Raw genomic sequence first — 26,885 nt, forward strand, 5'->3', positions numbered from 1 at the left:
GTCGAGTAGCGCGCAGCGCGTATCGAGACCCACCCGCCGGACGACAGTGGATCTCGATACGCCCTCTGCGAGGGCTACTCGATCAGCATGATTCGGCGCGGGTGCAGACCCGCGTTCGTCAGAACGGGGGCGGTGCGTCCCTGAAGCGGGGGCCCGGTGGGGCGCCGGCGAGCGCGGGTGGGCGGATCGTGATGCGGCGGCCGGTCGGGGTGGTCCAGACGATGCTGCCGTCCGGGCGGGGGAGGTAGGTCCAGCGGTCGCCGTGGCGGACGTGGTGGTGGGAGGTGCAGAGGGAGACGAGGTTCTCGAGGGACGTCTCTCCGCCGTTCCTCCATTCGATCGTGTGGTCGGCCTCCGCGCGGGATGCGGTGCGGGTGCAGCCGGGGAAGCGGCAGGTCTGATCGCGGAGCTGCAGGTGCAGGCGCATCTGGGGCGGTGGGACCCGGTAGGTGCGGCCGACCGAGACGACCGCGCGGGTGTCCGGATCGGTCAGGACTCGGGTGAACGACGCGCCGGTGGCGACGAGGGCGCGGGCGAGATCGGCGGGAATGAGGCCGTAGCCGTCGAGGTCCGCCGGGGCGTCATCGAGCCCGACGGCGGTGGATGCGGCGAGGGTGAGGCGCACCTCGGCGCGGATCCCGGGAACGTACGACGCGGACAGCTGCGGGCCATCTCCTGCGGGTGTGGTGCCGGCGATGTCGCCGTCACGCAGCAGATCCGTGAGCACGTCGGCCTTCAGCTGCGCCAGTGTGCGCTCGTCGCCACCCTCGCGGAGACTGCGGGCGATGCGGTCGACGCGCTCGGCGATGCCCATCGCGTCCGGCGCGGGGAGCAGCGCGCAGAGCGTCGCCATCCCGTCGACCTCGGGGGAGATCCAGACGGCGCGGTCCTGCCTCGCGCGGACGTGCCGCTGGGCGAGGGGCTCCTCGTGCAGCTCGTCGCGGAGCCGGGCGACGATCCTCCTCAGCTGCGTCGGAGTGACCTCCGGCGCGATCTCGGCGGCGCGCTCGTCGAACCGGGCGCGGGAGCCGGGAGGGAGGGTCGCGGCGGTGGCGCAGACGATCTCGCTCGAGTCCCACAGCAGCCGGCCCTCGGCGAGCAGGGCGCGGGTGCGGGGGAGGTCCTCGACGAGCAGCCGGGCGTGCTCGAGGACCGTCTCAGTGGCACGCTCGGACATGCGGAGCTTCGCCGCGAACTCGGCCCGGATGGACCGCTCGACCAGGGTGCGCGCTTCGCTGCGCGAAAGCGAGCTCCCGCGGGCGAAGGCGTCCGGGACGGTGACGGCCGCGCGGTAGGCGAGGTGCAGGGTCTGCGCACGCGTGAGGAGCAGCTGCGCGGAGGTGCGTCCGATCTCCGCGGCGATGTCGGTCAGCGCGTCGACAGCCGCGAGCGCGCTCGGTTGCCCTGCCGTTCCCGGGTCGCTGTGCTCAGTCATACGCGTATTGAAGCAGGGACCACCGACACCCGAGCGGCCGTCGGGCGGAACCCTCGGACAACTCCGCGAGATCGGATCTGTGGAGGAGAGCGCTGCTCCCGCCGCTACTCCCGCCGCCACTCCTCGAGGAACTCGGCGGTGGTCTTCGTCTCGAGCTCCAGCTCGATCTGACCGAGCAGGACGTAGGGGTCGCCGATGTCGGCGGGGGTGCGGATGACCTCGGCGCCGGTGTCGAGGCGGGTGATCACGAGGTCGTGCGTCGTCATCACGCCGCCGCCGAGCAGGGCGTCGATCGTCATCCGGAGCCAGGTCAGCGTCCGGGGCCGCAGCTCGGCCCGCAGATACTCGGCCGCGACCTCGCGCTCGCCGTCGTCGTCCCGCCCGTCGTCGTCCCGCCCGTCGTCGTCCCGCCCGTCGCCGTCCCGCCCGTCGTCCTCGTTCACGCCGTCACTGTAGCGAGCGCCCTGCAGGGCTCGGCGTCAGTGGCGCACCTGGAACCAGCGGATCAGCTCGCGCAGGGCCGGCAGGGTCGCGCTCGCGTCGACGTCGGTGTCGATGTCCTCGAAGGTGCTGCGGTAGCCCGGCAGCTCGGTCGTCATCGAGTCGGTGATCGCCTCGTAGGCCATCGTCCAGGAGGGGAACAGCCGCTGCGCCGGCGCCTCCTCGAGCAGCACGCGCAGCCCGGCGTGCCGGGGGTCGTCGGCGATGATCGCCATCCGCTCGCGCAGCGTCGCGGCCGGCCCCTCGAGCAGCTGCAGGAACCGGCCGTCGCGGAACAGCAGGATGCCGGTCAGGCCGAGGCGCTCGTTGTTCGCGCGGCACTGCTCGAGCAGCGCGGGCAGGTCCGCCTCCTCGAGGCCGGCGGCGGTGTGGCTCGCGTAGACGATGGAGCGGAGGTCGTCGTCCTGGGACGGGCGAGCAGCGGAGTCGGACATGACGCCATCCCATCAGGGGCGCGGCGGGACGGCAGCCCCCTGCCCGGATCCGCGCGGCCCTGCTATGCGTCGCGCGCGGTCCTCACAGCAGATCCGTGCTGCCCGTCCGCCGCAGCGCCCTGCGGGCGAGGGCCCAGCCGAGCAGCCCCAGCCCGAACCACGCGGCGCCGAGCACGACGACGGCGCCGCTCTGCAGCGCGAGCGCGCCGGTCCATCCCTCGCCGAGGAGCGTCCGCAGGGCGTCGGTGGCGTACCCCAGCGGCAGCACCCGCGCGGCGGCCTCGACGACCGGCGGCAGCTCGCCGACCGGCGCCACGACTCCGCCGAGAACGGTCAGCAGCGCCGCGAACGGCCCGACCCAGGCCAGCCCGTCGCGCGAGCGGAGGCCGAGCACCCCGACCGCGAACCCGCAGCCGCTGCCGGCCAGAGCCGCGCAGCCCGTGAGCGCGATCGCGCCGGCGACGACCTGCCACGGGACGCCCTGCCCGAACAGCAGGAGCGCCCAGACCAGCGAGACGAGACCCGCCGCGGACCCGACCGCCGCCCCCGCGAGCGCGACCCCACTCCAGAGCAGGACCGCCGGCCGGGCGCTGAGGAGGACGCTCCCGAGCACCGCGTCGTGCCGCATCCGGGTGAGCGACACGGTGACGCTGTCGACCGCGGTCAGAGTGGCCAGGAGGAGGCTCGCACCCGCGCCGACCACCAGCGACGGCGACCCGCGCGACCCCGCCACCGCCGCGAAGTACAGCACCTGCAGCACCGGCCCGAGCACGACCGCGACCAGGAGCGTCCGGCGCGTCCGCGTGGCGTCGAACGACCGCAGCGCGACCACGATCGACGCCGCCACGAGCCCGCTCACGACAGCGCCAGCGTCCCGGCGAGCCGCGCCCGCCGCAGGGCCGTCCGCAGAATCAGGCGGGCGAGCAGCAAGGAGAGCAGAGACGTGATCAGCCCCTGCGCGCTCCAGAGCGCTACGACGTCGCCGGACGCGTCGCCCGAGACTCCGGCGTGAAGGACCTGCACCGCACCGGTCAGTGGATCGACGACCCCGAGCAGCTGCAGCGGCACCGGCAGCTGCGCGCGGTCGATCACGGTGCCGGAGAGGAGGAGGACGGGAGCGACGAGGACCGGCTCGTAGACCGTCGCGTGCGGCGTCAGCACGAAGAGCCCGGACAGCACGAGCGCGGTCGTCCCGCACGCGGCGAAGAGCAGGACCAGACCGAGGGCGACGAGGGCGGGGGAGTGCGGCGCGAATCGGACGCCGAGGAGCCGAGAGGCCACGATTGCCGCCGGGATCGACAGCACCCCGACGCCGACGCAGGCGAGCGGGATCGGCGCGAGCGCACTGCCGAGCGGCCGAGGGGTCAGCGCGATCTGCTCCAGCGTCCCCTGCGACCGCTGGTAGCCGAGTATCCCGACCGCCGCCGCGGTCACCGTCCAGACACCGACGACCGCCCCATCGACTCCCAGCCCAGGACCGCCCTGCCCCGCCTGGACGCGCAGGACGACGAAGACGACCGGTGCGATCAGAGCAGCCTGGACGAAGTAGGCGTTGCGGAGCAGCAGCCGCAGATGGAAGGCGCCCTCGCGCAGCACCTCCCGCAGCCCCGCGATCACTCCCGCCCTCCTCGGCACCGGTCGATGAGGGCGAGGTAGCCCTCCTCGAGGGTCGCCGGCCGGGTGGTCCAGGTCCCGGTCGGGAGGTCGGCGACGACGGCCGCCAGGGCGCGCAGGTCGGGCTGCGAGGAGTCCCAGCCGACGACCACGACGGGCCGACCGGCGATGCTGTCGGAGCGGACCGAGCGGACACCGTCGAGCGCGGTGATCCGGTCCGCGAGCTCCGCGGTGAGTGCTGGAGCGGCGAGGGTCGTCACCTCGCCGAGCCCGCCCGCGGCGGCGATGTCCTGCGGTCGCCCCGCCGCGCGGATCCGGCCGTCGAGGAGGACGAGACTCCGGTCGGACAGCTCCTCCGCCTCGTGCAGGTGGTGGGTGGTCAGGAGGACGCCCCGCCCGTCCCGGCGCAGCTCGCGGACCAGGGCGCGGAGCGCGAGCGCCGCCTCCGGGTCCAGCCCCACCGTCGGCTCGTCGAGCAGGAGCAGCGGCGGCTCCGCCAGCAGCCCGCGGGCGAGGTGCAGCCGCTGGCGCATCCCGCGGGAGAACTCCTCGACGCGGTCGCCACGCCGCGCGCTGAGGTCGACCGCCGCGAGCACCTCGAGAATGCGGCTGTCCCTCCGCCGTCGCGGCACGCCCGCGAGAGACGCGAAGTACCGGAGGTTCTCGAGCGCGGTCGCGCGCAGGAAGAAGCCGCGCTCGCCGCCGAGGACGAGGGCGAGCCGGCGCCGCGCCTCGTCCGGCCGCGCGACGGCGTCGATCCCGTCGACCCGGATCGCGCCGCTCGTCGGCGTCAGCAGCGTCGCGATCATCCGCGCGAGCGTCGTCTTGCCGGCGCCGTTCGGCCCGAGGAGCGCGACGACCTCGCCGGCCTCGACACGGAGGTTCACGCCGCGGACGGCCCAGGATGCCTCCGGCCCGGTGCCGAATCGGCGCGAGACCTCCTCGACGTCGAGCAGTGCCGCATCCGGATCCGCCGCCGTGGTCACCCTCATCGTCCGCCTTTCGCCGCGGATCAGGGTTCCTCGTCCTCGTGCCGAGAGCACTATCCGTGGCGCTCGCTGCTGGAGCCGGCGGAGGCGGTGGTCGCGCCGCTCCGCCGCTCCTTCGAGCCCGCTCAGCCCGCTCGCCGAAACCTCACCGAAAGCTAATTGTTCACGGTAACATCGCGCTCAGTATCGATCTCAACGACGAGAGGCCCCACGAATGACGACGAGACGACGGATCTCGATCGCGACCGCGGCGGTGATGGCGCTGACGGCGGGACTGCTCGCGGTCGGCCCGACCGCGCAGGCCGCACCGGCCACCTCCCTCGACAGCGCGAAGGTGCTCGAGCTGCCCTTCGACGGCAGCATCACCGACACCAGCGGCCGCGGCAACACGGTCGGGATGCAGAAGGGCACCGCCGCGTACGGCACCGGTCTCGCCGGCCAGGCCTTCGAGTTCACCGGCAGCAACGCGGTGTCGCTCGGCACCGACGCCCGGCTCCAGCCCGCCGACCTGACGGTCTCGTTCTGGTACAAGCCCACCGCCGCGATGACCGGCGAGCAGGTCTTCACCTGGAACAAGACCGCCTACAACTCCGACGGCTGGTACCTCACCTCCGAGAGCGACGCCACTCCGCTCGCGCTCTCGATCGGCCCGTCGAGCGGACAGCCCTACAAGGTCGCGATCGACACCGCCCGCGCCGGCTTCTTCCCCACGAACGAGTGGACCCACGTCGTCGCCAGCTACGACAGGGCGACCAAGCAGGTCGCCTTCTACCGCAACGGCGTCAAGCAGCCCACCGTCACCAAGTACGAGGCGACCGGAGCGGCCACCGGCGTGCTCGGCTCCGAGAGCACCTCGACCAAGACGATCGGCTTCAACGGCCCGCAGTACAACGGCGCGCACCTGCGCGGACTCCTCGACGACTACGTCCTCTACGGCAAAGTGGCCACGACCACCGACGTCGTCGCCCTGACGAAGGCGCACAACGCGTCCTTCGACCCGGCCGCCGTCGCGAAGGCCGACCTCGACGCCGTCACCCTGCCCGCGAGCACGAGTACCGGCTTCTCCGTGCCGACCCGCGGCGCGAAGGGCTCCGACCTCAGCTGGACCTCCTCCGACGAGTCCGCGATCGCGATCTCCGGCGGCACCGCCACGGTCACCCCGCCCACCGGCGCCGCGAAGACCGTGACGCTGACCGGCTCCTCGACCTACGGCGGCAGCACGGCCGTCACCCGCACCTTCGCGATCCAGGTGCAGCCCAAGGGCGTGAAGAGCTCGAGCTACCTGCAGGAGGCCGGCCTCTCGGACGTCACCGTCCAGGACCCGTACCTCGACAACGGCGAGCAGCAGACCGTCGAGTACCTGCTCAGCCTCGACCCGGAGATGTTCCTGCACTCCTTCTACACGCAGGCCGGGCTCACCCCGACCACGGCCGGCGGCTACGGCGGCTGGGAGCGCGAGAGCGGCACCCGGTTCCAGGGCCACTTCTTCGGCCACTACCTCTCCGGCCTCTCGCAGGCCTACGCGAGCGAGCAGGACCCGGCCACCAAGGCCGCGCTGCTCGCGAAGCTGACCGCCTCCGTCGACGGCCTGAAGAAGGTCCAGGACGCCTACGCGCTCAAGGACCCGGCGAACGCCGGCTACGTCTCGCCGTTCCCGGTGAGCTACCTGCCCTCCGGCGCCGACGGACTGCTCGTGCCGTTCTACAACCTGCACAAGGTGCTCGCGGGCCTGCTCGACGCGCACCAGTACGCGCCGAGCGCCGTGTCCGCGGAGGCGCTCGTCGTCGCCGACGGCTTCGGCTCCTGGATCACCACCTGGGCCGGCCGCCAGGCGAACCCGGCACAGCTGCTCAACACGGAGTACGGCGGGATGAACGAGGCGCTCTACCGCCTCTACGAGACCACGCAGAAGCCGGCGCACAAGCGCGCGGCCGAGTACTTCGACGAGACCGCCCTCTTCCGGAAGCTCGCGAACAACGAGGACGTCCTCAACGGGCTGCACGCGAACACGACGATCCCCAAGCTGATCGGCGCGCTCAAGCGCTACACCCTCTTCACCGACGACCCGGCGCTCTACGCGACGCTCACCGCCACCGAGAAGGCGGACCTCGACATGTACCGCCGCGCCGCCGAGAACTTCTGGCGGATGGTGGACGAGAGCCACAGCTACGCGAACGGCGGCAACAGCCAGTCCGAGCACTTCCACGGCGCGGACACCCTCTACCAGTACGCGACCAACGGGCAGACGACCGGCTACGGCGAGAACTCCACCTCCGAGGGCTGCAACATCTACAACATGCTCAAGCTCACCCGGGCGCTGTTCCAGGTGACGAAGGACGTGAAGTACGCCGACTTCTACGAGAACGCGTTCATCAACGGCGTGCTCTCGGTGCAGAACCCGGAGACGGGCATGGTCACCTACTTCCAGCCGCAGACCGCGGGCTACGCCAAGGTCTTCGGCAAGGAGCACGACGAGTTCTGGTGCGATCACGGCACCGGCGTCGAGAGCTTCACCAAGCTCGGCGACTCGATCTACTTCGAGGGGCCGAAGACGGTCTACGTGAACCAGTTCCGCTCGTCGGTGCTGAGCTCGGGCGGCAGCAATCTCAAGGTGACGCAGACGGCCGACATCCCGAACACCGACACCGCGCGCTTCACGATCGCGGCGCTCGGAGCGGGAGCCGTCGCCGAGGGCACCACGCTGCGCCTGCGCATCCCGGCCTGGGTCGACGGCGCGCCGACGCTCACCGTGAACGGCGCCGTCCGCGACGTCGCCGCGCTGACCGAGGGCGGCTACGCGGTCGTCCCGGTGGCCGCGGGCGACACCCTCACCTGGAAGCTGCCGGCCGCGGTCGCCGCGGTGGCGAACACCGAGAACGCGAACTGGACGGCCTTCACCTACGGGCCCGTCCTGCTCGCGACCGAGCTGAACCGCAACAACGTCGACGCCTCCTACCCCGCGGGCGTGCTCGTGCAGATGAGCGTCGCCGACAAGTCGGTGAACTCGAACGTGGTCGTCGCGAACGCGGCCGCGTGGAAGTCCTCGGTGAAGCAGAACCTGCTCCGCCTGCCCAACGGCGCGAACGGCAACGGGACGACGACGATGCGCTTCGGCATGACGAACGTCGACGCCGCCTCCGAGGCCCGGATCTTCCAGCCGTACTACAGCCTCTACAACGCGCGCTACGCGACCTACATGACGCTCATCGCCCCCGACTCCGCGGAGGCGCAGGCGCTGATCCTCAAGGAGAAGCAGCAGCTGCGGGTGGAGGAGACGACGATCGACTCGCTGACCTCGTTCGACAACAACAACAGCGAGGCCGACAAGAACTACAGGTACAACCGCTCGGCGGTCGGCACCTGGCGCGGCGAGGGCTACCGCGACGGCGAGCGGTCGGCGGACGCGTACTTCCAGTACGACATGATCGTCGACCCGGCGCTGCCGAAGAACTACCTCGGCGTCCGCTACTACGGCGGCGACGCGGGGCGCACCTTCGACGTCTACCTCAACGACGTGAAGCTCAAGACCGAGGTGGTCTCGGGCGCCGCGGGCGCGCTGAACTGGTACGTGCAGTACGACGAGATCCCTCGGGCGGTGCTCGACGGGATCGCGGCGAAGGACAGCTGGAAGCGCAATCAGTCCGGCGCCTACGTCCTCGACGCCCAGGGGAACAGGGTGCCGAAGGTGACGGTGCGCTTCCAGGGCACGGGCACCGCGAGCAACGTCGGCGGCGTCTTCGGCGTCTACACGACGGAGTCGACCGGGTTCGCGACGAACGCGGAGCTGACGAAGCTGACGTCGTCCGTCGGGACGTTCTCGCCGGCGCTCGCCGCCGGGGTGCGCGACCTGACGCTGACCGTGCCGGTCTCGACGACGAGCGTCGCGCTCGACCTCGACCCGGCCGTGCCCAGCGGACTGGTCAAGGTCGACGGCGTGCTGATCGACGACACCGTCGCCCGGACCGTGACCCTCGCGGCCTCGGGGACCACGAACGTCGTGATCACCTCCTCCGCGCAGGACCACACGACGCTCGCGACCTACCGGCTCGCGATCGTCCGGGCCGCTCCGGCCGCCGCGATCGACCTGACGGTCTCGGCCACGACGCGCTGCGTCGCCGGCAAGGTCGTCCTGACGACGACGGCCCGCAACGACTCGAAGGCCGCGGCGTCGATCTCGATCGCGACGCCCTACGCCACGAAGTCCTACCCGGGCATCGCGGCGGGCAAGAGCGCGACGCAGGCCGACACGACCCGCGCCGCCTCGATCCCGGCCGGCACCGCGACCGTCACCGCGACGGCCACGATCGACGGGAAGTCGGTGACGACGACGAAGGCGGCCCCCTACTCCGCCCGCGCCTGCGGCTGACCCCGCCCACCGACAGCGGCCGCCCGGGGACCCTCCCGGGCGGCCGCTCCGTGTCCCCCTCTCCGCGAGATGCCACTTATGAGCACTTTCTGCGGCGTGTCGCGCTCATAAGTGGCATCTCGCGGCCGGGATCAGGGCGTGGGGAGGCGCCGGGCGTTATCCATTCGTTACACAACTCGACCAAACCGGCACCACACTGCGAACGGGCAGGTCAAGGGCGGAGCATGACTCCCATGGAACAGACAGGGAAGAACCCGCGCGTGCCGAAGCTGCGGTTCATCGCGCTCTCGGCCGTGGCCGGCATCGTCGTCGCGGGCGTGCTGCTCGCGATCGCCGAGCTCGTCGCCCTCGTGGTCGCGAAGAACGCGAGCCCCGTGCTCGCCCTCGGCGCGTTCGTGGTCGACATCGTGCCGCGCCCGCTCAAGGAGTTCGCGATCGAGACCTTCGGCGCGAACGACAAGATCTTCCTGCTGGCGAGCATCGGCGTCGCCGTGCTGGTCGCCGCCGCCCTCGCCGGCGTGCTGCAGCTGATCCGCCCGCCGCTCGGCCAGATCCTCCTCGTGATCGCCGGCGGCCTCTCGATCGCCGCGATCGTCACCCGCACCGGCGCGACCCCGCTCTCCGCGGTGCCCACCCTGGTCGGCCTCGTCGTCGCGATGATCGTGATGCACCTGACCGTCTCGCGCCTCCGCCGCTGGCGCGCTGCGTCCGCCGCCGAGAAGACCGGCGCGGCCCCCGCCGCCCGCCCGGTCGGCATCGAGCGCCGCGGCTTCTTCCGCGTCACCCTGATCGCCGCCGTCGGTGCCGCCGTGATCGGCGCCGGGTCGCGCGCCATCAACGCCGCCACCTCGTCGCTCGCCAGCGTGCGCGACGCGCTCCGCCTGCCCAGCCCGCGCAGCACCGTCTCGGTGCCCGCCGGTGCCGACCTCGGGATCGACGGACTCACTCCGCTCTACACGCCCAACGCCGACTTCTACCGCGTCGACACCGCGCTGACCGTGCCCTCGATCGACCCCTCCACCTGGTCGCTGAAGATCTCCGGGATGGTCGACCAGGAGATCACCATGTCGCTGCAGGACATCTTCGACATGGGCCTGGACGAGTACGGCATCACCATGACCTGCGTCTCGTACCAGGTCGGCGGCGACCTCGTCGGCAACGCCAAGTGGCTCGGCGTCCCGCTCCGCGACGTGCTGAAGAAGGCCGGCGTCCAGAGCGGCGCGGACATGCTGCTCTCCACGAGCGTCGACGGCTACACCGCCAGCACCCCGCTCTCCGCGGTCACCGACGAGAACCTCGACGCGATCCTCGCCGTCGGGATGAACGGCGAGGCGCTGCCCTTCGAGCACGGCTTCCCGGTGCGGATGGTGATCCCCGGCCTCTACGGCTACGTCTCCGCCACCAAGTGGCTGACCGAGCTGAAGGTCACCACCTTCGCCGCCGACGAGGCCTACTGGACCCCGCGCGGCTACGACGCCGAGGCTCCGATCAAGATGTCCTCGCGGATCGACACCCCGCGCATCGACGCCGCGATCCCCGCCGGCGCGACCAAGATCGCCGGCGTCGCGTGGGCGCAGACCACCGGCATCGCCAAGGTCGAGGTCAGCATCGACGACGGCGACTGGCAGGAGGCCACGCTGTCGACCCCGGTCAACCTCGACACCTGGGTGCAGTGGTACGTCGACTGGGAGGCCGCGAGCGGCGCCCACTACGTCGCCGTCCGCGCGACCGACGCCAACGGCATGCTCCAGATCGAGGACCGCGCGGGCGTCGCCCCCAACGGCTCCTCCGGCTGGCAGCGCACCCTCGTCCGCGTCAGCTGACGCCCGCGGATCTCGATACGCGCTCTGCGAGCGCTACTCGATCAGCATGAATCGGGGCCGACCCGCAGCACGGCGCGGCCACCCCATGCTGGTCGAGTAGCCGCGCAGCGGCGTATCGAGACCCGCCGTCTCCAGCACGGCTGGTCGCAGACTCAGCTCCGGACGGTGGTGGATCTCGATACGCGCTCTGCGAGCGCCACTCGATCAGCATGAATCGGGGCCGCCCTGCAGCACGGCGCGGCCACCCCATGGTGGTCGAGTAGCCGCGCAGCGGCGTATCGAGACCCGCCGTCTCCAGCACGGCTGGTCTGCAGACTCAACTCCTGAAGCCGGTCGATCTCGATACGCGCTCTGCGAGCGCTACTCGATCAGCATGTTCGCCGCATGGTGGTCGAGGAGCGCGTCGTCAGGCCTCGGGGCGGAAGCCGGCCGCGTGGTGCTCGGGGGCCAGGTGCGGGCCGGTGCCGAGCATGCGCTCGCGGAAGGTGGCGCCGGTGGGCTCGGGGTCGAGGCGGCCGCGGCGGCGCAGCTCGGGCTGGACGAGCTCGATGAAGTCGCGCATCGAGGCGAGGCCGAAGACCGCCTCGAGCATGATGCCGTCGAGGTCGGTCTCGTCCATCATCCGCTCGAGCTCGTCGGCGACCTCGACGGGGTCGCCGGTGATCGCGAAGCCGCGGGTGCCCTTGCCCTTCAGCTCGTCGAGGATCTCGCGCACCGTCGGCGCGGTGCCGTCCGGGCGGGTGAGGAAGCGCTCGATGTTGCTGGTGCCCATCTGGCCGGCCTGGTCGTCGAGCACCAGCTGCTCGGCGAGCGTGCGGTCGAGGTCGTAGGCCAGCAGATCGACGCCCGTGTTGCCGGCGTAGTAGTGCGCGGCCAGCTCGTCGGTCTGCAGCGCGTCGAACTCGGTGCGCAGCTGCGCCGCCTCCGCCGAGGTCGGGGCCACCACGATCGTCACGCCGACCATCACCTTGATCGACTGCGGATCGCGGCCGTTCTCCGCGGTCCGGCGGCGGATGTCCACGATGTCGGCCGCGACCTTGCCGTAGGTCGAGCCCTGCACGAACACGCACTCGGCGTTCTTCGCCGCGAAGGCGCGGCCCACCGGCGAGGTCCCGGCCTGGAAGAGCAGGGGCGAGCGCTGCGGCGACGGCGGCAGCGTGTGGTAGCCGTGCGAGCGGTAGAACTCGCCCTCGTAGGCGACCGGGCGGATCCTCTCGGGATCGGCGAAGACGTTGCGCTCGTGGTCGAGCACGATGACGTCGTCGTCGTTGCCGCCCTCCCAGAACGAGAAGGCGACGTCGACGTACTCCTGCGCGGCGCGGTAGCGCTCGTCGTGCGGGACCATCGCGGACTGGCCGAGCATCGCGGCCATCGTGTTCTGCGAGGCGCCGGTGACGATGTTCCAGCCGATCCGTCCGCGGGTGACGTGGTCGAGGGTGGAGAACTTGCGCACGGCGTGCAGCGGGTGGTCGGCTCCGGTGGTGCTGGTGACCACGAAGTTCAGGCGCTCGGTGCCGACCGCCAGCGCGGGGATGAGGTACGCGCCGTCGAGCGCGAAGGTCATGCCGGCCTCGACGAGGACGTCCGAGAGCTCGCCGCGGCGCGAGGAGTAGCCGAAGGAGCCGCCCGCGAAGAAGAGGAAGTCGAAGCCGGCGTCGTCGAGGAGGCGCGCCATCCGCTGCCAGTAGTCGATGTCGCGGAAATCGCCGTCGCGGCTGCGCGGGTGCGACCAGCTGATGGTGCCGCCGACGTGCGGGGTGCCCGCTTCGAAGACCCCGAGGACGATCCGCTTCTGCATGCTCTCCCGCGTTCCGGCCGGCGTCCGCCGGCACTGCTCCGGGAACCCTAGCGAGCGCGCGTTTCGGGGCTGTTGCGGGGGAGGGCGTGCGGGGGCGGGTGGGTCTCGATACGCCCGCTGCGCGGGCTACTCGACCAGCATGGATTGCGCGACCCGCATGGATCGTGCGGCCACCAGGGGGCGCGCAGCATGCTGGTCGAGTAGCCGCGCAGCGGCGTATCGAGACCCGGCGTCCTCAGCAGGGCGGGTCTGCAGACCCCTGTTCTGGCGGTGGTGGGTCTCGATACGCCGCCTCCGGCGGCTACTCGACCAGCATGAGGCGCGGGCTGCTCGGCCAGCAGGTGCGCGCCTCATGTTGGTCGAGTAGCCGCGCAGCGGCGTATCGAGACCCGCGGCGTCAGCCGCCGACGCCGGTCAGGCCGAAGCGGAACTCGAGGCGGCCGTCGAGCGGCCGGACCTCGTACTCGGGGTGCGGGCGGGCGCCCCAGGAGTCGTCGCCGGCGACGCCGCGGCGGCGCAGCGCCGGGCGCAGCACGGTGCGCTGCACCGGCGGCAGCTCGTTCGGGTGCTGCGCGTTCTCGATCTCGTAGGGGGTCCACGGCAGGGCCGAGAACTCCATGCCGCCGGCGCAGTCGAGCCGCAGGCCGAAGCCCGCGTCGTCGGTCACCTCGGCCCAGCGCACTCCCGTCCGGCTGCCCGACTCCTGCGGCTTCAGATACGGGGTCAGCTCGCGCGCGACGTCGCTCTCCCAGACGTCGAGACGCGCGCCGAGCCGGCGGTCGGAGTAGCACTCGTCCGGTCCGTCGCCGTACCAGCGCAGCCGGTGCGCGTCGGCGCCGGTGGTCAGCTGCATCCCGAACTCGGGCAGATCGGGCAGTCCGTCGGGCACCGTCATCGCGACGGTCACCTCGATCCGCCCGTCGCCCGTCACGCGGTAGTCGACGTCGCAGACCGCCCGCGGAGTGGTCGGCAGCTCGTAGCGGAAGCCGACGACCACCGCGTGCTCGTCGACGGACACCCGCGCCGTCCGCAGCGCCTCGCCCGCGGCCCGCGCGTAGCGGCTCGCCAGCAGCCACTGCCCGTCCTCGAAGGGGCCGCCCCAGCCGCGCTCGTTCGAGGTCGGCGCGTGCCAGAAGGACGGCGTCGGGATCGAGCTGAGCAGCTCGCGCCCGCCCTCGGGCCCGCCGCCCCAGCGGTACGACATCAGCCCGCCGTGCAGCCGGGAGAAGAGGACGCTGAAGTGCTCGCCCACGACGCCCACGTTGTGGGTCCCGTCGATGAGCTCGGGCCGCGGCGCGTGCTCCGGCCGCGCATGCCCCGCGACCTCGAAGACGTGCTGCCCGCGCGCGACGACGTGTCCCGCCGCCGCCCACCGCGTGTCCTCGCGCAGCCGCAGCTCGACGTCGAGCGTGTACTCGCCCGGCAGCTCCGGCAGTGGCACCGGCTGCGGGTAGGAGCCCGTCGCTCCCGCGGCGACGTCGGTCGCGAGCTCCCGCTCCGCCAGCACCCGCCCCTCCCGCCGCAGCACGACGACCGCCGCGTACGCGGAGGAGGAGGTGGCCAGCAGCCGGTTCCCGATCGCGATCTCCGCCGCCGAGACGTCGACGCGGAACGGCTGGTAGAGGTGCGCCACCTCCTGCAGCTTCGGCGTCGGCGTGCGGTCGGCGAAGAGGATGCCGTTGCCGCTGAAGTCGCCGTCGTGCGGCGACTCCCCGCTGTCGCCGCCGTAGCCGAGGAACGGCACGCCGTGCCGGTCGGTCATCGCGACGGCCTGGTCCGCGAAGTCCCAGATGAAGCCGCCCTGGAAGAGCGGCTCCCGCTCGGCCAGATCGAGGTAGCGGTCGACCGCGCCGAAGGAGTTGCCCATCGCGTGGGCGTACTCGCAGAGCAGGAACGGCTTGTCGCGGTGCTCCGCGAGGTACTGCTCGATCTCCGCCGCCGGCGTGTACATCTGGCTGACCACGTCGGTCGTCTCCGGGTAGCGGGAGTCCCAGTGCACCCCCTCGTAGTGCACCGGACGGTCGTCGACCGCGCGGAACCAGTCGGCGAGATCGCGGAGGACGGTGCCGCCGAACGACTCGTTGCCGAGCGACCACATCACCACGCTCGGGTGGTTCTTGTCGCGCTCGAGCAGGCTCCGCGCCCGGTCGTGCAGCGCGGGCGCCCAGCGGCCGTCGTCGCCGGGCACCGACTCGGCGAGCGGCGCGTCGAGGTAGCGGACGCGGTCCCACAGCCCGTGCGTCTCGAGGTTCATCTCGTCGATCACGAGGAAGCCGTACTCGTCGGCGAGGTCGTAGAAGTAGGAGTTGTTCGGGTAGTGGCTGGTGCGGATCGCGTTCACGCCCACCCGCTTCAGGATCCGGAGGTCCTCCTCCGTCTGCGCCCGGTCGACGACCCGCCCCTGCAGGCCGAACTCGTGCCGGTTGACCCCGCGGAAGACGACCCGCCGGCCGTTGAGGCTGAGCACGCCGTCCTCGATCGCGAAGCGGCGGAGCCCGACGGTCTGCGGGATCACCTCGGTCACGGCGCCGTCCGCGTCCCGCACGCGCACCGTCAGGCGGTGCAGGTGCGGGTCCTCGGGGCTCCACAGCCGGGGTTCCGCGAGCCGGAGGCGGTGCACGCCGTCCGGATCGAGCCGCAGCGGGCCCACGCCGTCGAGCTCGACCGTCGCCGAGCCCGCCCCGTCGAGCCGCAGCTCGACCGCGACCTCGGCACCGTCGTCGTCGACGGTCGTCCGCACGCGGAGGTCCTCGACGTGCGCGCGCGGGCGGCGCAGCAGCACGACGTCGCGGAAGATCCCGGAGAAGCGGAAGAAGTCCTGGTCCTCGAGCCACGAGCCGGCGCTCCACTTGACCACCTGCGCGGCGAGCAGGTTCTCGCCGGGCAGCAGCGCCTCGGTGAGGTCGAAATCGCCGGGCGAGAAGCTGTCGGCCGAGAAACCGAGGTAGACGCCGTTCAGCCAGAGCGCGATCGTGCTCTCGGCGCCGCGCACGTCGAGCGCGATCCGCTCGCCGGGCGCGAGCGGCGCGTCCAGCTCGAAGGTCGTCCGGTAGGAGGCCGTCGGATTGAACCGCTCGGGAGCCTGCCCGGGCAGGATGCTCTCGCGCCCGTCCCAGGGGTACTGCGTGTTCACGTACTGCGGGCGGTCGTGGCCGTGCAGCTGGATGTGCGCGGGCACGGGGATCAGCTCCCAGTCGCCCGCGTCGAACTCCGGCCGCTCGAAGCCGGCCGGCGCGTCGGCCGGCCGGGGTGCGCAGTGGATCCGCCACAGCCCGTTCAGCGACTGCTCGAACGAGCTGACGCCCGTCGCGGCCTCGTCCGAGGAGCGGAACCAGCGGTGATCGGAGTGCGCCGGCCGCCGGTTCTCGGCGAAGAAACCGGGGTCGGACAGCCGGGCGAGGTCGAACCCGGCGGCGGGCACCGCCTCGCCCGGGAGCTCCGCGAGGCTCACTTGATCGCCCCGGTGATGCCCTCGGCGAAGGAGCGCTGCAGGACCATGAAGACGATGACGGTGGGCACCGAGGCGAGGAAGACGGCCAGCATCAGCACGCCGTAGTCGACCACGTAGCCGGCGCTGAGGTTCGAGATCAGCATCGGCATGGTCTGGAAGTCGTTGTTGACCAGGATGACCTTGGGCCAGAGGAAGTTGTTCCAGGCGGTCATGAAGGTGATGACGGCGGCCGCGGCGTAGGTCGAGCGCATCGACGGCAGGTAGATCCGGGCGAAGATCCCGAGCTCGCTGACCCCGTCGATCCGCGCGGCCTCGATGATCTCGTAGGGGAACGAGCGCGAGGCCTGCCGGAACAGCAGGATCAGGAACGGGGTCGAGATCGCCGGGATGATGACCGCGCCGAGGGAGTTGATCATCCCGACCTCGGCGAAGACCTGGAAGAGCGGGATCATCGTCGCCGCGAACGGGATCATGATCGCGATCAGCAGGACCGCCATCAGGAGGTCCTTGGCCCGCGAGTGGAAGACCTCGAAGCCGTAGCCCGCGATCGAGCAGACGATCAGCGCGAGCACCGTGGTGCCCACCGCGACGGTCGCCGAGTTCCACATCGCCGAGCCGACGTCCTGCAGATCGAGCAGTCCGGCGAAGTTGTCGAAGAGCGCCAGGCCCGGGATCATCCGCGAGTCGAGGACGTCCTGGCTGGTGTTCGTCGCCGAGACGGCCATGAAGTAGAGCGGGAAGATCGAGAAGAGCGCGAAGACCGAGAGGAAGAGGTACTTCGGCAGGCCGCGCAGCCGCGAGGAGAGCGGCGCGCTGCGGACGGGGACGGACTCGCTCGGAGTGACGGACTCGACGTCCTCGATCGCGGGCAGGGTGCTGACGCGCTCAATCACGCTTGTCACCGACTTTCAGCTGAACGAACGCGAGGACCGCGACGAGGATGAGGATCACGTAGGAGAGGGCCGAGGCGTAGCCGAAGTTCGGGTTCTTCAGGAACGAGACCTCGTAGAGGTAGTGCGACATCGACATGGTCGTGTAGGCCGGGCCGCCCCTGGTCAGCGCCCACGACTCGTCGAAGAGCTGCAGCGTCCCGTTCGTCGACATGATCGCGGTGAGCAGGATGATCGGCTTCAGCTGCGGGATCGTGACGTGCCAGAAGGTTTGCAGCGCGTTCGCGCCGTCCATCCGCGCGGCCTCGATGCTCGAGTAGTCGACGTTCTGCAGCGCCGCCAGGTAGAAGACCATGTTGTAGCCGGTCCAGCGCCAGAGCAGCCCGAGGATGATGACGAAGCGCCCGGTGTCCGGATTGCCGAGCCAGTTGATCGGCGAGTCCATCAGGCCGATGCCCATCAGCACGTCGTTGACGAAGCCGTCGTTGGCGAAGATCGTGCGGAAGACGAGCGAGTAGGCGACGAGCGAGACGGCGCACGGCAGGAAGATCGCGGTGCGCCAGAAGGTCTTGAACTTCAGGTTCCTGGTGTTGAGCAGGTTGGCCAGCACCAGCGCCATGATCAGCATCACCGGCACCTGGATGATCAGGTAGATGAAGGTGTTCTGCAGCGTCAGCCGGAAGATCTCGTCCTGCAGCAGGCGCTCGTAGTTCAGCCAGAAGGGCTGCGCGTAGCTGAGGTTCGCCCCGCGACCGGTCTGCAGCGAGAGCAGGAAGGCCTGGATCATCGGCAGGAAGCTCACCAGGAAGATGAGCACCGCCGCCGGCAGGAGGAAGGCCCAGCCGGTGAGGCTGCGGCGGCGCTCGCCGGTCATGCGGATCGGGCGGCTGCGGAGATCGCGCTGCGGCCGGGGTGGGACGCGCAGGCGCGGGCGCGGAGGGGCGGAGGTCGACACGGGCGGGCTCGCATTCTCGGAAGGAGAGGGACGGGGAGGGGCGGGCCGGGGAGGAGGAGTCCTCCCCGGCCCGGGGTGCGAGCCGGCTCGCGGTGACGTCGGGTCTCGGCGACGCCGGCTCGCGGCGAGCCCTAGCTCATGGCGAACTCGACGTTCTTCTGCGCCTCCTCCAGCGCCGAGGCGGGGTCCGCACCGCCGATGATCTGCGTGATCGCGGCGCTCACGGCGTCGCGGCCCTCGTAGTAGTAGGCGCCGGTGTTGTTGCTCGGCACCTCGGCGCCGAACTCGGCGACCTCGGCGAAGATCGGCTGGCCGGCGAAGAACTCGTTCGGCTGCTCGTAGGCGGTCGAGGAGCCGGCGGGCAGCCAGTTCGCGACGGCGCCGGACTTCGGCAGGATCGTGTCGTAGAGCTCGGTCGAGCCGGCGAAGGTCGAGGCGAGGAAGTCGGCCGCGAGGTCGACGTCGGCGTTCGCGCTGATCGCCCAGGACGATCCGCCGCTGGCCGTGTAGTTGGTCGCGCCGGAGATGCCGTCGAGCGAGGGGACGTTCGTGATCGCCCAGTCACCGGCCTGGTCCTCGGCGGTCTGGATGGAGCCGACGATCCAGATGCCCTGGATGGTGCCGCCGACGGAGCCGTTCACGAAGGTGCCGAGGTACTCGTCCCACGAGTTGACCTCGACGAAGACGCCCGAGTCGACGAGCTGCTTGTAGACGTCGATCGCGGCGAGCAGCGCGTCGTTGTCGGTGATGGTGGGGTTGCCCTCGTCGTCGAAGAGGCTGGCTCCGGCGCTCTGCAGCATCATCATGATCATGTCCGAGGAGCCGGCCTGGCCCGAGAGCAGCGGCGATCCGGTCTTCGCGAGGACGTCCTTGCCCTTGGTGAGGAACTCCTCCCAGGTGATGTCGGTGAAGTCGTCGATCGTGTAGCCGGCCGCCTCGAGGACGTCGGTGCGCAGCGCGGTGACGGCGGTGCCCGAGTCGAACGGCACGCCGTAGTGCACGTCGTCGAGGGTCGAGTAGGCGGCGACGGCCTCGGGGAACTCCGCGAAGTCGACGGCGTCGGCGGGCAGCTCGCTGAAGATCTCGGGGTAGTTGACGAGGTTCTTCTGGAACGCGTTGTTCTGCATCAGGAAGACGTCGGGCAGCTCCTCGTACTGCTGCGACTGGGCGAGGGTGGTCAGCTTGGGCTGCAGGTCGTCCCAGGGGGTCTCGATGATGTCCAGCTTGAAGTCCGGGTGGTCCTCCTGGTAGATCTTCTCGGCCTCCTCGAGGGCCGCGATGTTGAACACCGGGTCCCAGGCCCAGACGCTGAGCGTCTCGTCGCCGTCGCCTCCGCCGGCGGCGTTCCCGCCACCGCCGCCGCCGCCGGCCGCGCAGGCGCTCAGCGCGAGGACGAGGGGCAGGGAGACGGCCACGACGGTCGTGAACTTCTTGGAGCTTCTTCGCACGGATTCGTTCCTTCTGTGTGGGTGGGGTGCTGCTGCGGGAGGGAAAGAGGAAGGGGCGCTCGGGCTCAGCCGAGCGGCTGCCAGGGCCCGTACGGGTCGCCCGGTGTCTGGTTGCGGGTCCACCACTTCGCGCGGTAGCGCTGGCCCTGGTGGACGACGACGTCGCCGGTGTCGAAGATGCGCGAGGCGGTCCAGACCGCGGTGCCGTCGGGCGCGGTCGCGAGCTGCTGCCACGGGCCGTTCGGGTCGCCGGGGGTCTGGTTGCTCGTCCACCACGAGGCCCGCCAGAGCGAGCCCTGGAAGAGCACGCTGTCGCCCTGCTGGTAGACGGAGGTCGCCGACCAGGAGGCCGCGGCCTGGCGGCGGAGAGCCAGCGCGTCGACCGTCAGTCCGGCGCCGCCGGGGCCGCTCGCCAGGATCGCGATCGTCGCGGTGCCGGCCGGCAGCGAGAACTCCGCCGAGCGCACGTCGGCCCAGCCGCTGGTCGCGGGGATCTCGGTGCGGTGCTCGACGCCGTCCGCGCCGGTGACCACGATCCGCGCGGAGTCGAGTCCGCCCGGCCGGTCCGCGCGGAGCGACAGGGTGTAGACGCCCGCGGGGACCTCGTCCTGCTGCTGCACGCCGCCCGAGAAGGCCTGCGCCGCGCCGAGCCGGAGCGCGAAGCGCGAGCCGTCGGCGCCGGGCGAGGGGTTCGAGACGAAGGCGGTGGTCGTCGAGGCGGGGTCGGTGGTCTGCGTCCAGCCGGTGACCGTGGTCACCGGGATCCGGTCGGCGGCGAAGTCGGGGTTGAGGATCCAGTTGTTGCCGGCGCCCGCCCGCCACTCGCCGGAGCGGGCGTCGAGGTCCCACTCGCTCAGCGACTCGAAGCGCACGTCCGCGCCGGTCCCGCTGAGCGGCAGCCACTGGTTGTAGCCGAGGCCGTTCCAGGCGAAGTCGGCCCAGCGGTCGCCGGCGTAGATCACGGTGTCCTGCTCGGTGCCCTGCACCGTCAGGAAGAAGCCGCTCTGGGTGACGTGGCTGTAGTCCTTCTCGGTGCCGGGGAGCACGTACATGCTCGAGTACGGCCCCTGGATCCGGCCCTCGAGCGAGCGCACGAGATAGGTCTGCGAGGTGTTCCAGCCGTGCAGGTCCGAGCTCGCGACGTAGTACTGGCCGTCGAGCTTGAACATCGCGTTGCCCTCGCGCCCGGCGCCGCGGTAGACCTCGACGGCCGTCTCGACCGAGAGCGAGTCGGTGTCGCTGATCCGGCCGACGTAGGTGCGGCTGCGGCCGTCGCGGTAGGAGAAGACGAGGTAGTCCGCGCCGTCGTCGTCCGTGAAGACCGTCTGGTCGCCGGTGCCCTGCTCCCAGCCCGGCTTGCTCGGGTTCCGGTAGACGCCGGGGATGTGGGTCTGCAGGTTCGCGTACTCGAAGTCGGCGACGGGCGAGTCCCCGCTGAGGAAGAGGACTCCGGCGTTCGTGACGCGGGCCGGGTCGGGGCTCTCGAACTGGGTGAGCAGGACGTACTTCCCGGTCTGCTCGTTGTAGGCGACGCCCAGCCGGCCGATCCAGACCGCGTCGGCGAGCGTGTCCATGTCCGAGAAGTAGCTGCCCGTGACGTCCTTCGAGGCGGGGATGTGCAGCGCGGTGTCCCTCGTGGCGACGTCGTTCTCGAACGTCCAGTGCACGAGGTCCTCGGAGGAGTACGCGGTCACCGCGACGAAGTCGCCCTCGCCGGCCCGGGTGTAGGTGCGGGTCGGGGAGTCGTAGTAGAGCTGCGAGCCGGTGTACTCGACGCCGTACCAGTAGTAGCGGTCGCCGAAGCGGAAGATCCCGCCGCCCTGGGAGAAGATCGGGTCGCCCGCGGTGTCGAGCCAGAACCGATTGTTCTCGATGGTCTCGATCGTTCCGTCGGCGAGCGGGACGAGGGCGGCGGCGGTGGTCTGCAGGCCGTTCTTCGCGGCGACGACGGCCGCGGCGCTCGCTCCGGCGTCGTCGAGGACCTCGCCCGCGGTGACCGTCGCCGCGGCGAACGGTGCCCAGGACGCGGCGGTGTAGGCGGAGGGGACGCGGGTGCGGTACTCGTCGAGCCGCTCGCGCAGTCCGGAGATCCGGACGAGGCCGGTCTCCGCCGTCTCGAGGGCGCCGCGGGCGGCGAGCAGGGCGGCGTCGGTCGAGGCGGCGTCGTCGCGGGCGGCGGTCGCGGTCGCGACGGCGGCCGAGAAGGGGGCCCAGGAGGCGGCGGTGTAGTCGGCTGCGGCGAGCGCGCCCACGCGGTCGAGCGCGGCGGCGAGGCGGGCGCGCTCGTCGACGAGCACGGCGGTCGTGAACTCGGCGGAGGCGTGGTTGATGAAGCCGACCGTGACGACCCGGAGGACGTGGTCGCCGGGGGCGAGCCCGGTGAAGCTCGCGATCGGGACCGTCGTGGTCGATCGGGTGCCGCGGTAGTCGGCCGAGCCGATCCTCACGCCGTCGACGAAGACGTCGGCGGTGCCGTTGGTGGTGGCCTTCCGGCCCGAGAGGGCGACCGTCTCGCCGGTGAAGGCGATCTCGAAGGCCGCGCCGCCGGTCGCCCAGGTGTGCGTGCTGTTCTTCGACCAGGCGCCCTCGTAGAAGGTGGCGTTCGGCGTGCCGCGCACGGTCGTGGTCTCGGTGAAGGCGACCGTCGTGGTCCGGATCTCGGCGGCCTCGGCGGTCTGCCCGGCGAGGGGCGACTGGCCGGCGAGCACGAGCAGCCCGGCGAGCAGAGCAGCGATCAGGGCGGGGAGCCGCCTCGTCGTCGTACGCGTCATGTCGTGCCTCCGTCATCGCAGGTCCACCGTGGTACAGCGCTGTACCACGAACGCGAATCTAGCCTGGAGGATCCTGTGAGGGCAAGGAGACTTTTCTCTGATCAGCGTGTCGTGCCGCGGGCGACGACCTGCGATCGGGCGAAGAGCGTGGTCGCGGGAGCCTCCACCCGGTCGATCCGCGCGACCAGGCGCTCGAGCGCTGTGCGGGCGATCCACTCGATCCGCGAGTCCATCGAGGTGAGCGGCGGGGAGAGGAACGCCGACTCCTCGATGTCGTCGAAGCCGATCACCTGCACCTCGTCCGGGATGCGCAGTCCGCCCTCGCGCAGGGCCGAGATCGCGCCGGTCGCGAGGACGTCGTTGAAGCAGACCAGGCCGTCGAACGGCACCCCCGCCTCGACGAGCGCGCGGGCGACCCGGAAGCCGGAGCCGATCGTCCAGTCGTAGCCGGTGACGCCCACCAGGCGCGGATCGAGCGAGCGGCCCACGGCGGCGAGCTCCTCGACGACCCCGCGCAGCCGCTGCTCGGCGTTCCCCTCGCGGGCCGCGCCGATCCGGCCGGCGTCGAAGGGCGAGTGCGCGCCGACGACGGCGAGTGCGGTGCTGCCGCGCGCGAGGAGGTGCGCCGTGGCCGCGCGGGCGTCGGCGACGTCGTCGGTCGTCACCCGGTCCACCAGCTCGTAGGTGTCGCGGGTCCCCAGGCAGACCAGGGGGTACTCGACGGCGAGCGCCGAGCGGTCGAGGGTCTCGTGCTCGGACAGCGAGAGCAGCAGCCCGTCGGTGAGCTGCGAGTTGAAGCGCTGCAGCAGCCGGCGCGAGCCGTCCCCGCCGTCGTCGGGGTAGGTCGTGACGGAGACAGCGAGGTCCATGTCGCGGGCGGTCTCGATGACCGCCTCCGCCAGCTCGGCGAGGTAGGCGGCCTTCAGGGTCGGCACGGCGAGCGTCACCGCGTCGGTCCGTCCGCGGGTCAGATTGCGGGCCGCGACGTTCACCGTGTAGCCGAGCTCCGCGACCGCGGCCCGGACGCGCTCCCGCGTCCCGTCGGCCATCCGGCCCGTGCCGTTGACCGCGTTCGACGCCGTCTTCAGCGAGACCCCGGCGCGCTCGGCGACCGACTCGAGCGTCGCCTTCCGGCGCGGTGGGGCCATGTCGTCGCGCCTTCCGTCGTCCCGGGCGGTCCGCCTGCGCCCTCCCCATGGATACACCACGGCTCGGACCTCGTCCTGCGCGAGGGCCGAGGTCAACCCTCCCCGGCGCACGGAGCGCCCCGGAGGAGAGCGGCGGATACTGGAGGGGCACCCGATAGCAGACAGATGTCGGACTGCGCGGAGCGCGGCCCGGCGAAGGAGGAACCGTGAAGGCACTGCGCTACACCACCGTCGGACAGGCCCCCGAGGTCGTCGAGATCGAGAAGCCCGTGCCCGGGCCGGGCGAGATCCTGCTGAAGGTGACCGCCGCCGGCGTCTGCCACTCCGACGACTACGTGATGAGCCTCCCCGAGGAGGACTACCTCGCCCAGCACTACCCGCTGCCGCTCACCCTCGGCCACGAGGGTGCGGGCGTGATCGAGGAGTTCGGCCCCGGCGTCGAGACCGGCCTGCAGATCGGCGAGGCCGTCGCCGTCTACGGACCGTGGGGCTGCGGCCACTGCCTCAACTGCTCGCGCGGCGCGGAGAACTACTGCACCAACGCTGAGGCGGAGGGCATCCGCCCGCCCGGCCTCGGCAACCAGGGCTCGATGGCGGAGTACATGATCGTCGACGACGTCCGCCACCTGATCCCGATCGGCGACCTCGACCCGGTGAAGAACGTCTCGCTCACCGACGCCGGGCTCACGCCGTACCACGCGATCAAGCGCAGCCTCCCGAAGCTCGGCGCGGGCACGTACGCCGTCGTCATCGGCTCGGGCGGACTCGGCCACGTCGGCATCCAGATCCTCAAGGCGCTCTCCGGCGCGACGGTGATCGTGCTCGACGTCAGCGAGGAGAAGCTCGAGCTGGCGAAGCACGTCGGAGCGGACGTCACGCTGATCAGCGACTCCTCCGCCGCCGAGAAGATCCGCGAGATCACCGGCGGGCTGGGCGCGGACGCCGTGTTCGACTTCGTCGGCGCCGGCCCGACCATCGCGACGGCCACCGCGGTCGCGGCCGTCGAGTCGGACGTCACCATCGTCGGCATCGGCGGCGGCCAGGCGACCGTCGGCTTCGGCACGATCGCCTACGACGCGGCCCTGCGGATCCCCTACTGGGGCTCCCGCAGCGAGCTGATCGAGGTCTTCGAGCTCGCCAAGGCGGGTCGCATCGACGTCGAGGTCCAGCGCTACGCCCTCGCCGACGCCCCCCAGGCCTACGCCGACCTGCACGACGGAACCGTCCGCGGCCGCGCGGTCATCGTCCCGTAGGACGCGACTGCCCGCGGGGGCGGGCTCCCATGCTGGTCGAGCAGCCGCGATGCGGCGGCCTCCCATGCTGGTCGAGTAGCCCGCAGGGCGTATCGAGACCCACGCTCTGCAGAACGGCGGATCTCGATACGCCCTCTCCGAGGCTCATGCTGGTCGAGTAGCCCGCAGGGCGTATCGAGACCCGCCCACCCGTCTAGCCTTCGTGGATGCGCTCCCGGCTCCTGCACGCCCGCGAATCGTTCTGGTTCCTGCCCACCCTGTTCGGTGTCCTCGCGATCGCCCTGGCGTTCGGGCTGATCGAGCTCGACCGGCTGCTGATCCGCGCGGGCATCCAGGACCTCCCCCTCGTCGAGGACCTCTCCGCGACCGGCGGCCGGGCGATCCTCTCCGCGATCGGCGGCACGATGCTCGGGGTCGCCGCGACCTCGTTCTCGATCACGATCTCCGTCCTCGCCACCACGTCCTCCGCGTACGGACCCCGGCTGGTCCGCAACTTCATGGCCGACCGCGGCAACCAGGTCGTCCTCGCGGTGCTGACCTCGACGTTCCTCTACTCGCTGATCGTGCTCCGCTCGGTGCACACCGAGGAGGACGCCACCCTCGCCTTCGTGCCGGTCGTCGCGGTCGGCTTCGCGGTGGTGCTGGCCGTCGGCGACGTCGCGGTGCTGGTCTACTTCATCCACCACATCGCGCTGTCGGTGCAGGTGACCACGCTGCAGAAGCGCGTGCTCGGCGAGCTCGAGGACGTCATCGCGGAGCTGTCGGGCGACGAGGACGAGGACCGTCGCGAGGAGCCCTTCCCCGCCGGCGGTGTCGCGCTGACGGCGCCCCGCTCCGGCTACGTCGAGCAGCTCGAGTTCGAGCGCCTCGTCGCACTCGGCGCCCGCCACGACGCGGTGCTGCGGATGCTCGCCTCACCCGGCGACCACGTCCTGGCCGGCGACCCCGTCCTCGAGCTCGTCGGCGGCAGCGACCTCGAGGAGGCGGCGCTCGCCGCGGTCGTGATCGCCGACGCGCGCACCCCGCACCAGGACCTCCGCTACGCCGTGCAGCAGGTCGTCGAGATCGGCGTCCGCGGCCTGGCGACCGGCACCAACGACCCGTACACCGCGGTCAGCGCGCTCGACGCCCTCACCGGCGCGCTCGTCGAGCTCTGCCGGGGCGACGGCCCGCGCGCCCGCTTCCGCGACACCGACGGCGTCGCCCGACTCTGGTGCACCTGGCCCACCGCCGCGGACCTCCTGGCCGAGGTCTACCTCGCCCTGCGCGCCTACGCGCTGGACCAGCCGCTCGTCGTCCGCGCCGGCCTCCGCCTGGCGCAGCGCCTCGAGCCCGTCGCCCGCGGCACCGCGCGCACCGAGCTGCACCGCCAGCTCGAGGCCTTCGCGAGCGCCTACGACGCCGCCGACCGCGACGCGCTCGAGGCCCCCGTGGTCCGCCGCGACCTGGCCGAGCTGCTCGCCCGCCTGTCCACCGCGGAGCGCTCGCGCGACTGAGGAGCGCCTGCTGACTCGATCAGCACGAATCGAGTCGCAGCGACGCCCGCAGACATGCTGGTCGAGTAGCCCCGCAGGGGCGTATCGAGACCCGCCGTCACCAGCAGGGCGGGTCTGCAGACTCGGCTTCCGATGGTGGAGGATCTCGATACGCCCGCTGCGCGGGTTACTCGATCAGCATGAGGCAAGCGGCTCTTCCCATGCCGGTCGAGTAAGCCGCGCAGCGGCGTATCGAGACCCGCCGTCCTCAAGAGGGCGGGTCTGCAGACCCTTGTGCTGACGGTGGTGGATCTCGATACGCCCGCTCCGCGGGCTACTCGATCAGCATGAGGCAGGCGGCTCTTCCCGTGCTGGTCGAGCAGCCGCGCAGCGGCGTATCGAGACCCGCCGTCCTCAGCAGGAGGCAGGTGGCTCTTCCCATGCTGGTCGAGTAGCCGCGCAGCGGCGTATCGAGACCCCTTGTGGTCAAGTGGTTGTTGCAACGAGGAGTTGGTCGAGGCGTTGGGCGGGGGT

Annotated in this window: 17 protein-coding genes; 4 read left to right on the forward strand and 13 right to left on the reverse strand. The window is 71.5% G+C overall.

The window, feature by feature from the left end; translation table 11 throughout:
- Positions 1-118 precede the first annotated feature (118 nt).
- The 6 genes from EDF17_RS19070 to EDF17_RS19090 form a co-directional block, all read right to left on the reverse strand.
- The gene (locus EDF17_RS19070) at positions 119-1,435 is read right to left on the reverse strand and encodes an HNH endonuclease signature motif containing protein (protein WP_123446520.1); all 1,317 of its coding nucleotides are present in this window, start codon (positions 1,433-1,435) and stop codon (positions 119-121) included.
- A gap of 104 nt (positions 1,436-1,539) precedes the next feature.
- Entirely contained in the window at positions 1,540-1,878 is a 339-nt protein-coding gene (locus EDF17_RS19075; RefSeq protein WP_123446521.1) for a hypothetical protein, read from the reverse strand.
- Between the two features lie 36 nt (positions 1,879-1,914).
- Entirely contained in the window at positions 1,915-2,370 is a 456-nt protein-coding gene (locus EDF17_RS19080) for a BLUF domain-containing protein (RefSeq protein ID WP_123446522.1), read from the reverse strand.
- 82 nt (positions 2,371-2,452) lie between these two features.
- Entirely contained in the window at positions 2,453-3,229 is a 777-nt protein-coding gene (locus tag EDF17_RS20050) for an ABC transporter permease (protein ID WP_166649752.1), read from the reverse strand.
- Positions 3,226-3,987, reverse strand: coding sequence for an ABC transporter permease (locus EDF17_RS20055; protein WP_166649753.1), 762 nt, complete (start codon positions 3,985-3,987; stop codon positions 3,226-3,228). The genes EDF17_RS20050 and EDF17_RS20055 overlap by 4 nt, the downstream gene beginning before the upstream one ends.
- Positions 3,984-4,976 carry an ABC transporter ATP-binding protein gene (locus tag EDF17_RS19090; RefSeq protein WP_123446523.1) on the reverse strand — a complete coding sequence of 331 codons (993 nt, stop codon included), beginning with the start codon at positions 4,974-4,976 and terminating at the stop codon, positions 3,984-3,986. Before EDF17_RS19090 ends, EDF17_RS20055 begins: the two co-directional genes overlap by 4 nt.
- A gap of 211 nt (positions 4,977-5,187) precedes the next feature.
- Here EDF17_RS19090 and EDF17_RS19095 point away from each other — a divergent pair, with 211 nt between their 5' ends.
- Together EDF17_RS19095 and EDF17_RS19100 are read left to right on the forward strand one after the other, a co-directional pair.
- Complete coding sequence (locus tag EDF17_RS19095; RefSeq protein ID WP_123446524.1) at positions 5,188-9,339, forward strand: beta-L-arabinofuranosidase domain-containing protein; 4,152 nt, start codon at positions 5,188-5,190, stop codon at positions 9,337-9,339.
- Between the two features lie 233 nt (positions 9,340-9,572).
- Positions 9,573-11,162 carry a molybdopterin-dependent oxidoreductase gene (locus tag EDF17_RS19100; protein WP_123446525.1) on the forward strand — a complete coding sequence of 530 codons (1,590 nt, stop codon included), beginning with the start codon at positions 9,573-9,575 and terminating at the stop codon, positions 11,160-11,162.
- A gap of 406 nt (positions 11,163-11,568) precedes the next feature.
- On the opposite strand, the gene EDF17_RS19105 is transcribed toward EDF17_RS19100, so the two are convergent.
- The 7 genes from EDF17_RS19105 to EDF17_RS19135 all read right to left on the reverse strand — a co-directional run bounded on the left by EDF17_RS19105 (position 11,569) and on the right by EDF17_RS19135 (position 23,623).
- Positions 11,569-12,960, reverse strand: coding sequence for an NtaA/DmoA family FMN-dependent monooxygenase (locus EDF17_RS19105; RefSeq protein WP_123446526.1), 1,392 nt, complete (start codon positions 12,958-12,960; stop codon positions 11,569-11,571).
- A 397-nt stretch (positions 12,961-13,357) separates the two neighbouring features.
- On the reverse strand, positions 13,358-16,411 hold the full coding sequence (locus EDF17_RS19110) for a glycoside hydrolase family 2 TIM barrel-domain containing protein (protein ID WP_243732979.1): 3,054 nt from the start codon (positions 16,409-16,411) through the stop codon (positions 13,358-13,360).
- Complete coding sequence (locus EDF17_RS19115; RefSeq protein WP_243581115.1) at positions 16,408-17,304, reverse strand: carbohydrate ABC transporter permease; 897 nt, start codon at positions 17,302-17,304, stop codon at positions 16,408-16,410. The genes EDF17_RS19110 and EDF17_RS19115 overlap by 4 nt, the downstream gene beginning before the upstream one ends.
- Positions 17,297-18,256 carry a sugar ABC transporter permease gene (locus EDF17_RS19120; RefSeq protein ID WP_243699270.1) on the reverse strand — a complete coding sequence of 320 codons (960 nt, stop codon included), beginning with the start codon at positions 18,254-18,256 and terminating at the stop codon, positions 17,297-17,299. Before EDF17_RS19120 ends, EDF17_RS19115 begins: the two co-directional genes overlap by 8 nt.
- 131 nt (positions 18,257-18,387) lie before the next feature.
- Positions 18,388-19,704, reverse strand: a complete 1,317-nt coding sequence (locus EDF17_RS19125; protein WP_123446527.1) for an extracellular solute-binding protein — start codon at positions 19,702-19,704, stop codon at positions 18,388-18,390.
- Between the two features lie 65 nt (positions 19,705-19,769).
- Positions 19,770-22,475: a carbohydrate-binding protein gene (locus EDF17_RS19130; RefSeq protein WP_123446528.1), complete on the reverse strand. Its 2,706-nt coding sequence runs from the start codon at positions 22,473-22,475 to the stop codon at positions 19,770-19,772.
- A gap of 101 nt (positions 22,476-22,576) precedes the next feature.
- Positions 22,577-23,623, reverse strand: a complete 1,047-nt coding sequence (locus tag EDF17_RS19135; protein ID WP_123446529.1) for a LacI family DNA-binding transcriptional regulator — start codon at positions 23,621-23,623, stop codon at positions 22,577-22,579.
- 206 nt (positions 23,624-23,829) lie between these two features.
- On the opposite strand from EDF17_RS19135, the gene EDF17_RS19140 reads away from it, so the two are divergent.
- Complete coding sequence (locus tag EDF17_RS19140) at positions 23,830-24,876, forward strand: NAD(P)-dependent alcohol dehydrogenase (RefSeq protein WP_123446530.1); 1,047 nt, start codon at positions 23,830-23,832, stop codon at positions 24,874-24,876.
- A gap of 206 nt (positions 24,877-25,082) precedes the next feature.
- Positions 25,083-26,372, forward strand: coding sequence for a DUF2254 domain-containing protein (locus EDF17_RS19145; RefSeq protein WP_123446531.1), 1,290 nt, complete (start codon positions 25,083-25,085; stop codon positions 26,370-26,372).
- Positions 26,373-26,885 lie beyond the last annotated feature (513 nt).

The sequence above is a fragment of the Rathayibacter sp. PhB1 genome, assembly GCF_004362935.1.
In the GTDB taxonomy this organism is placed as follows: Bacteria; Actinomycetota; Actinomycetes; order Actinomycetales; family Microbacteriaceae; genus Rathayibacter; species Rathayibacter festucae.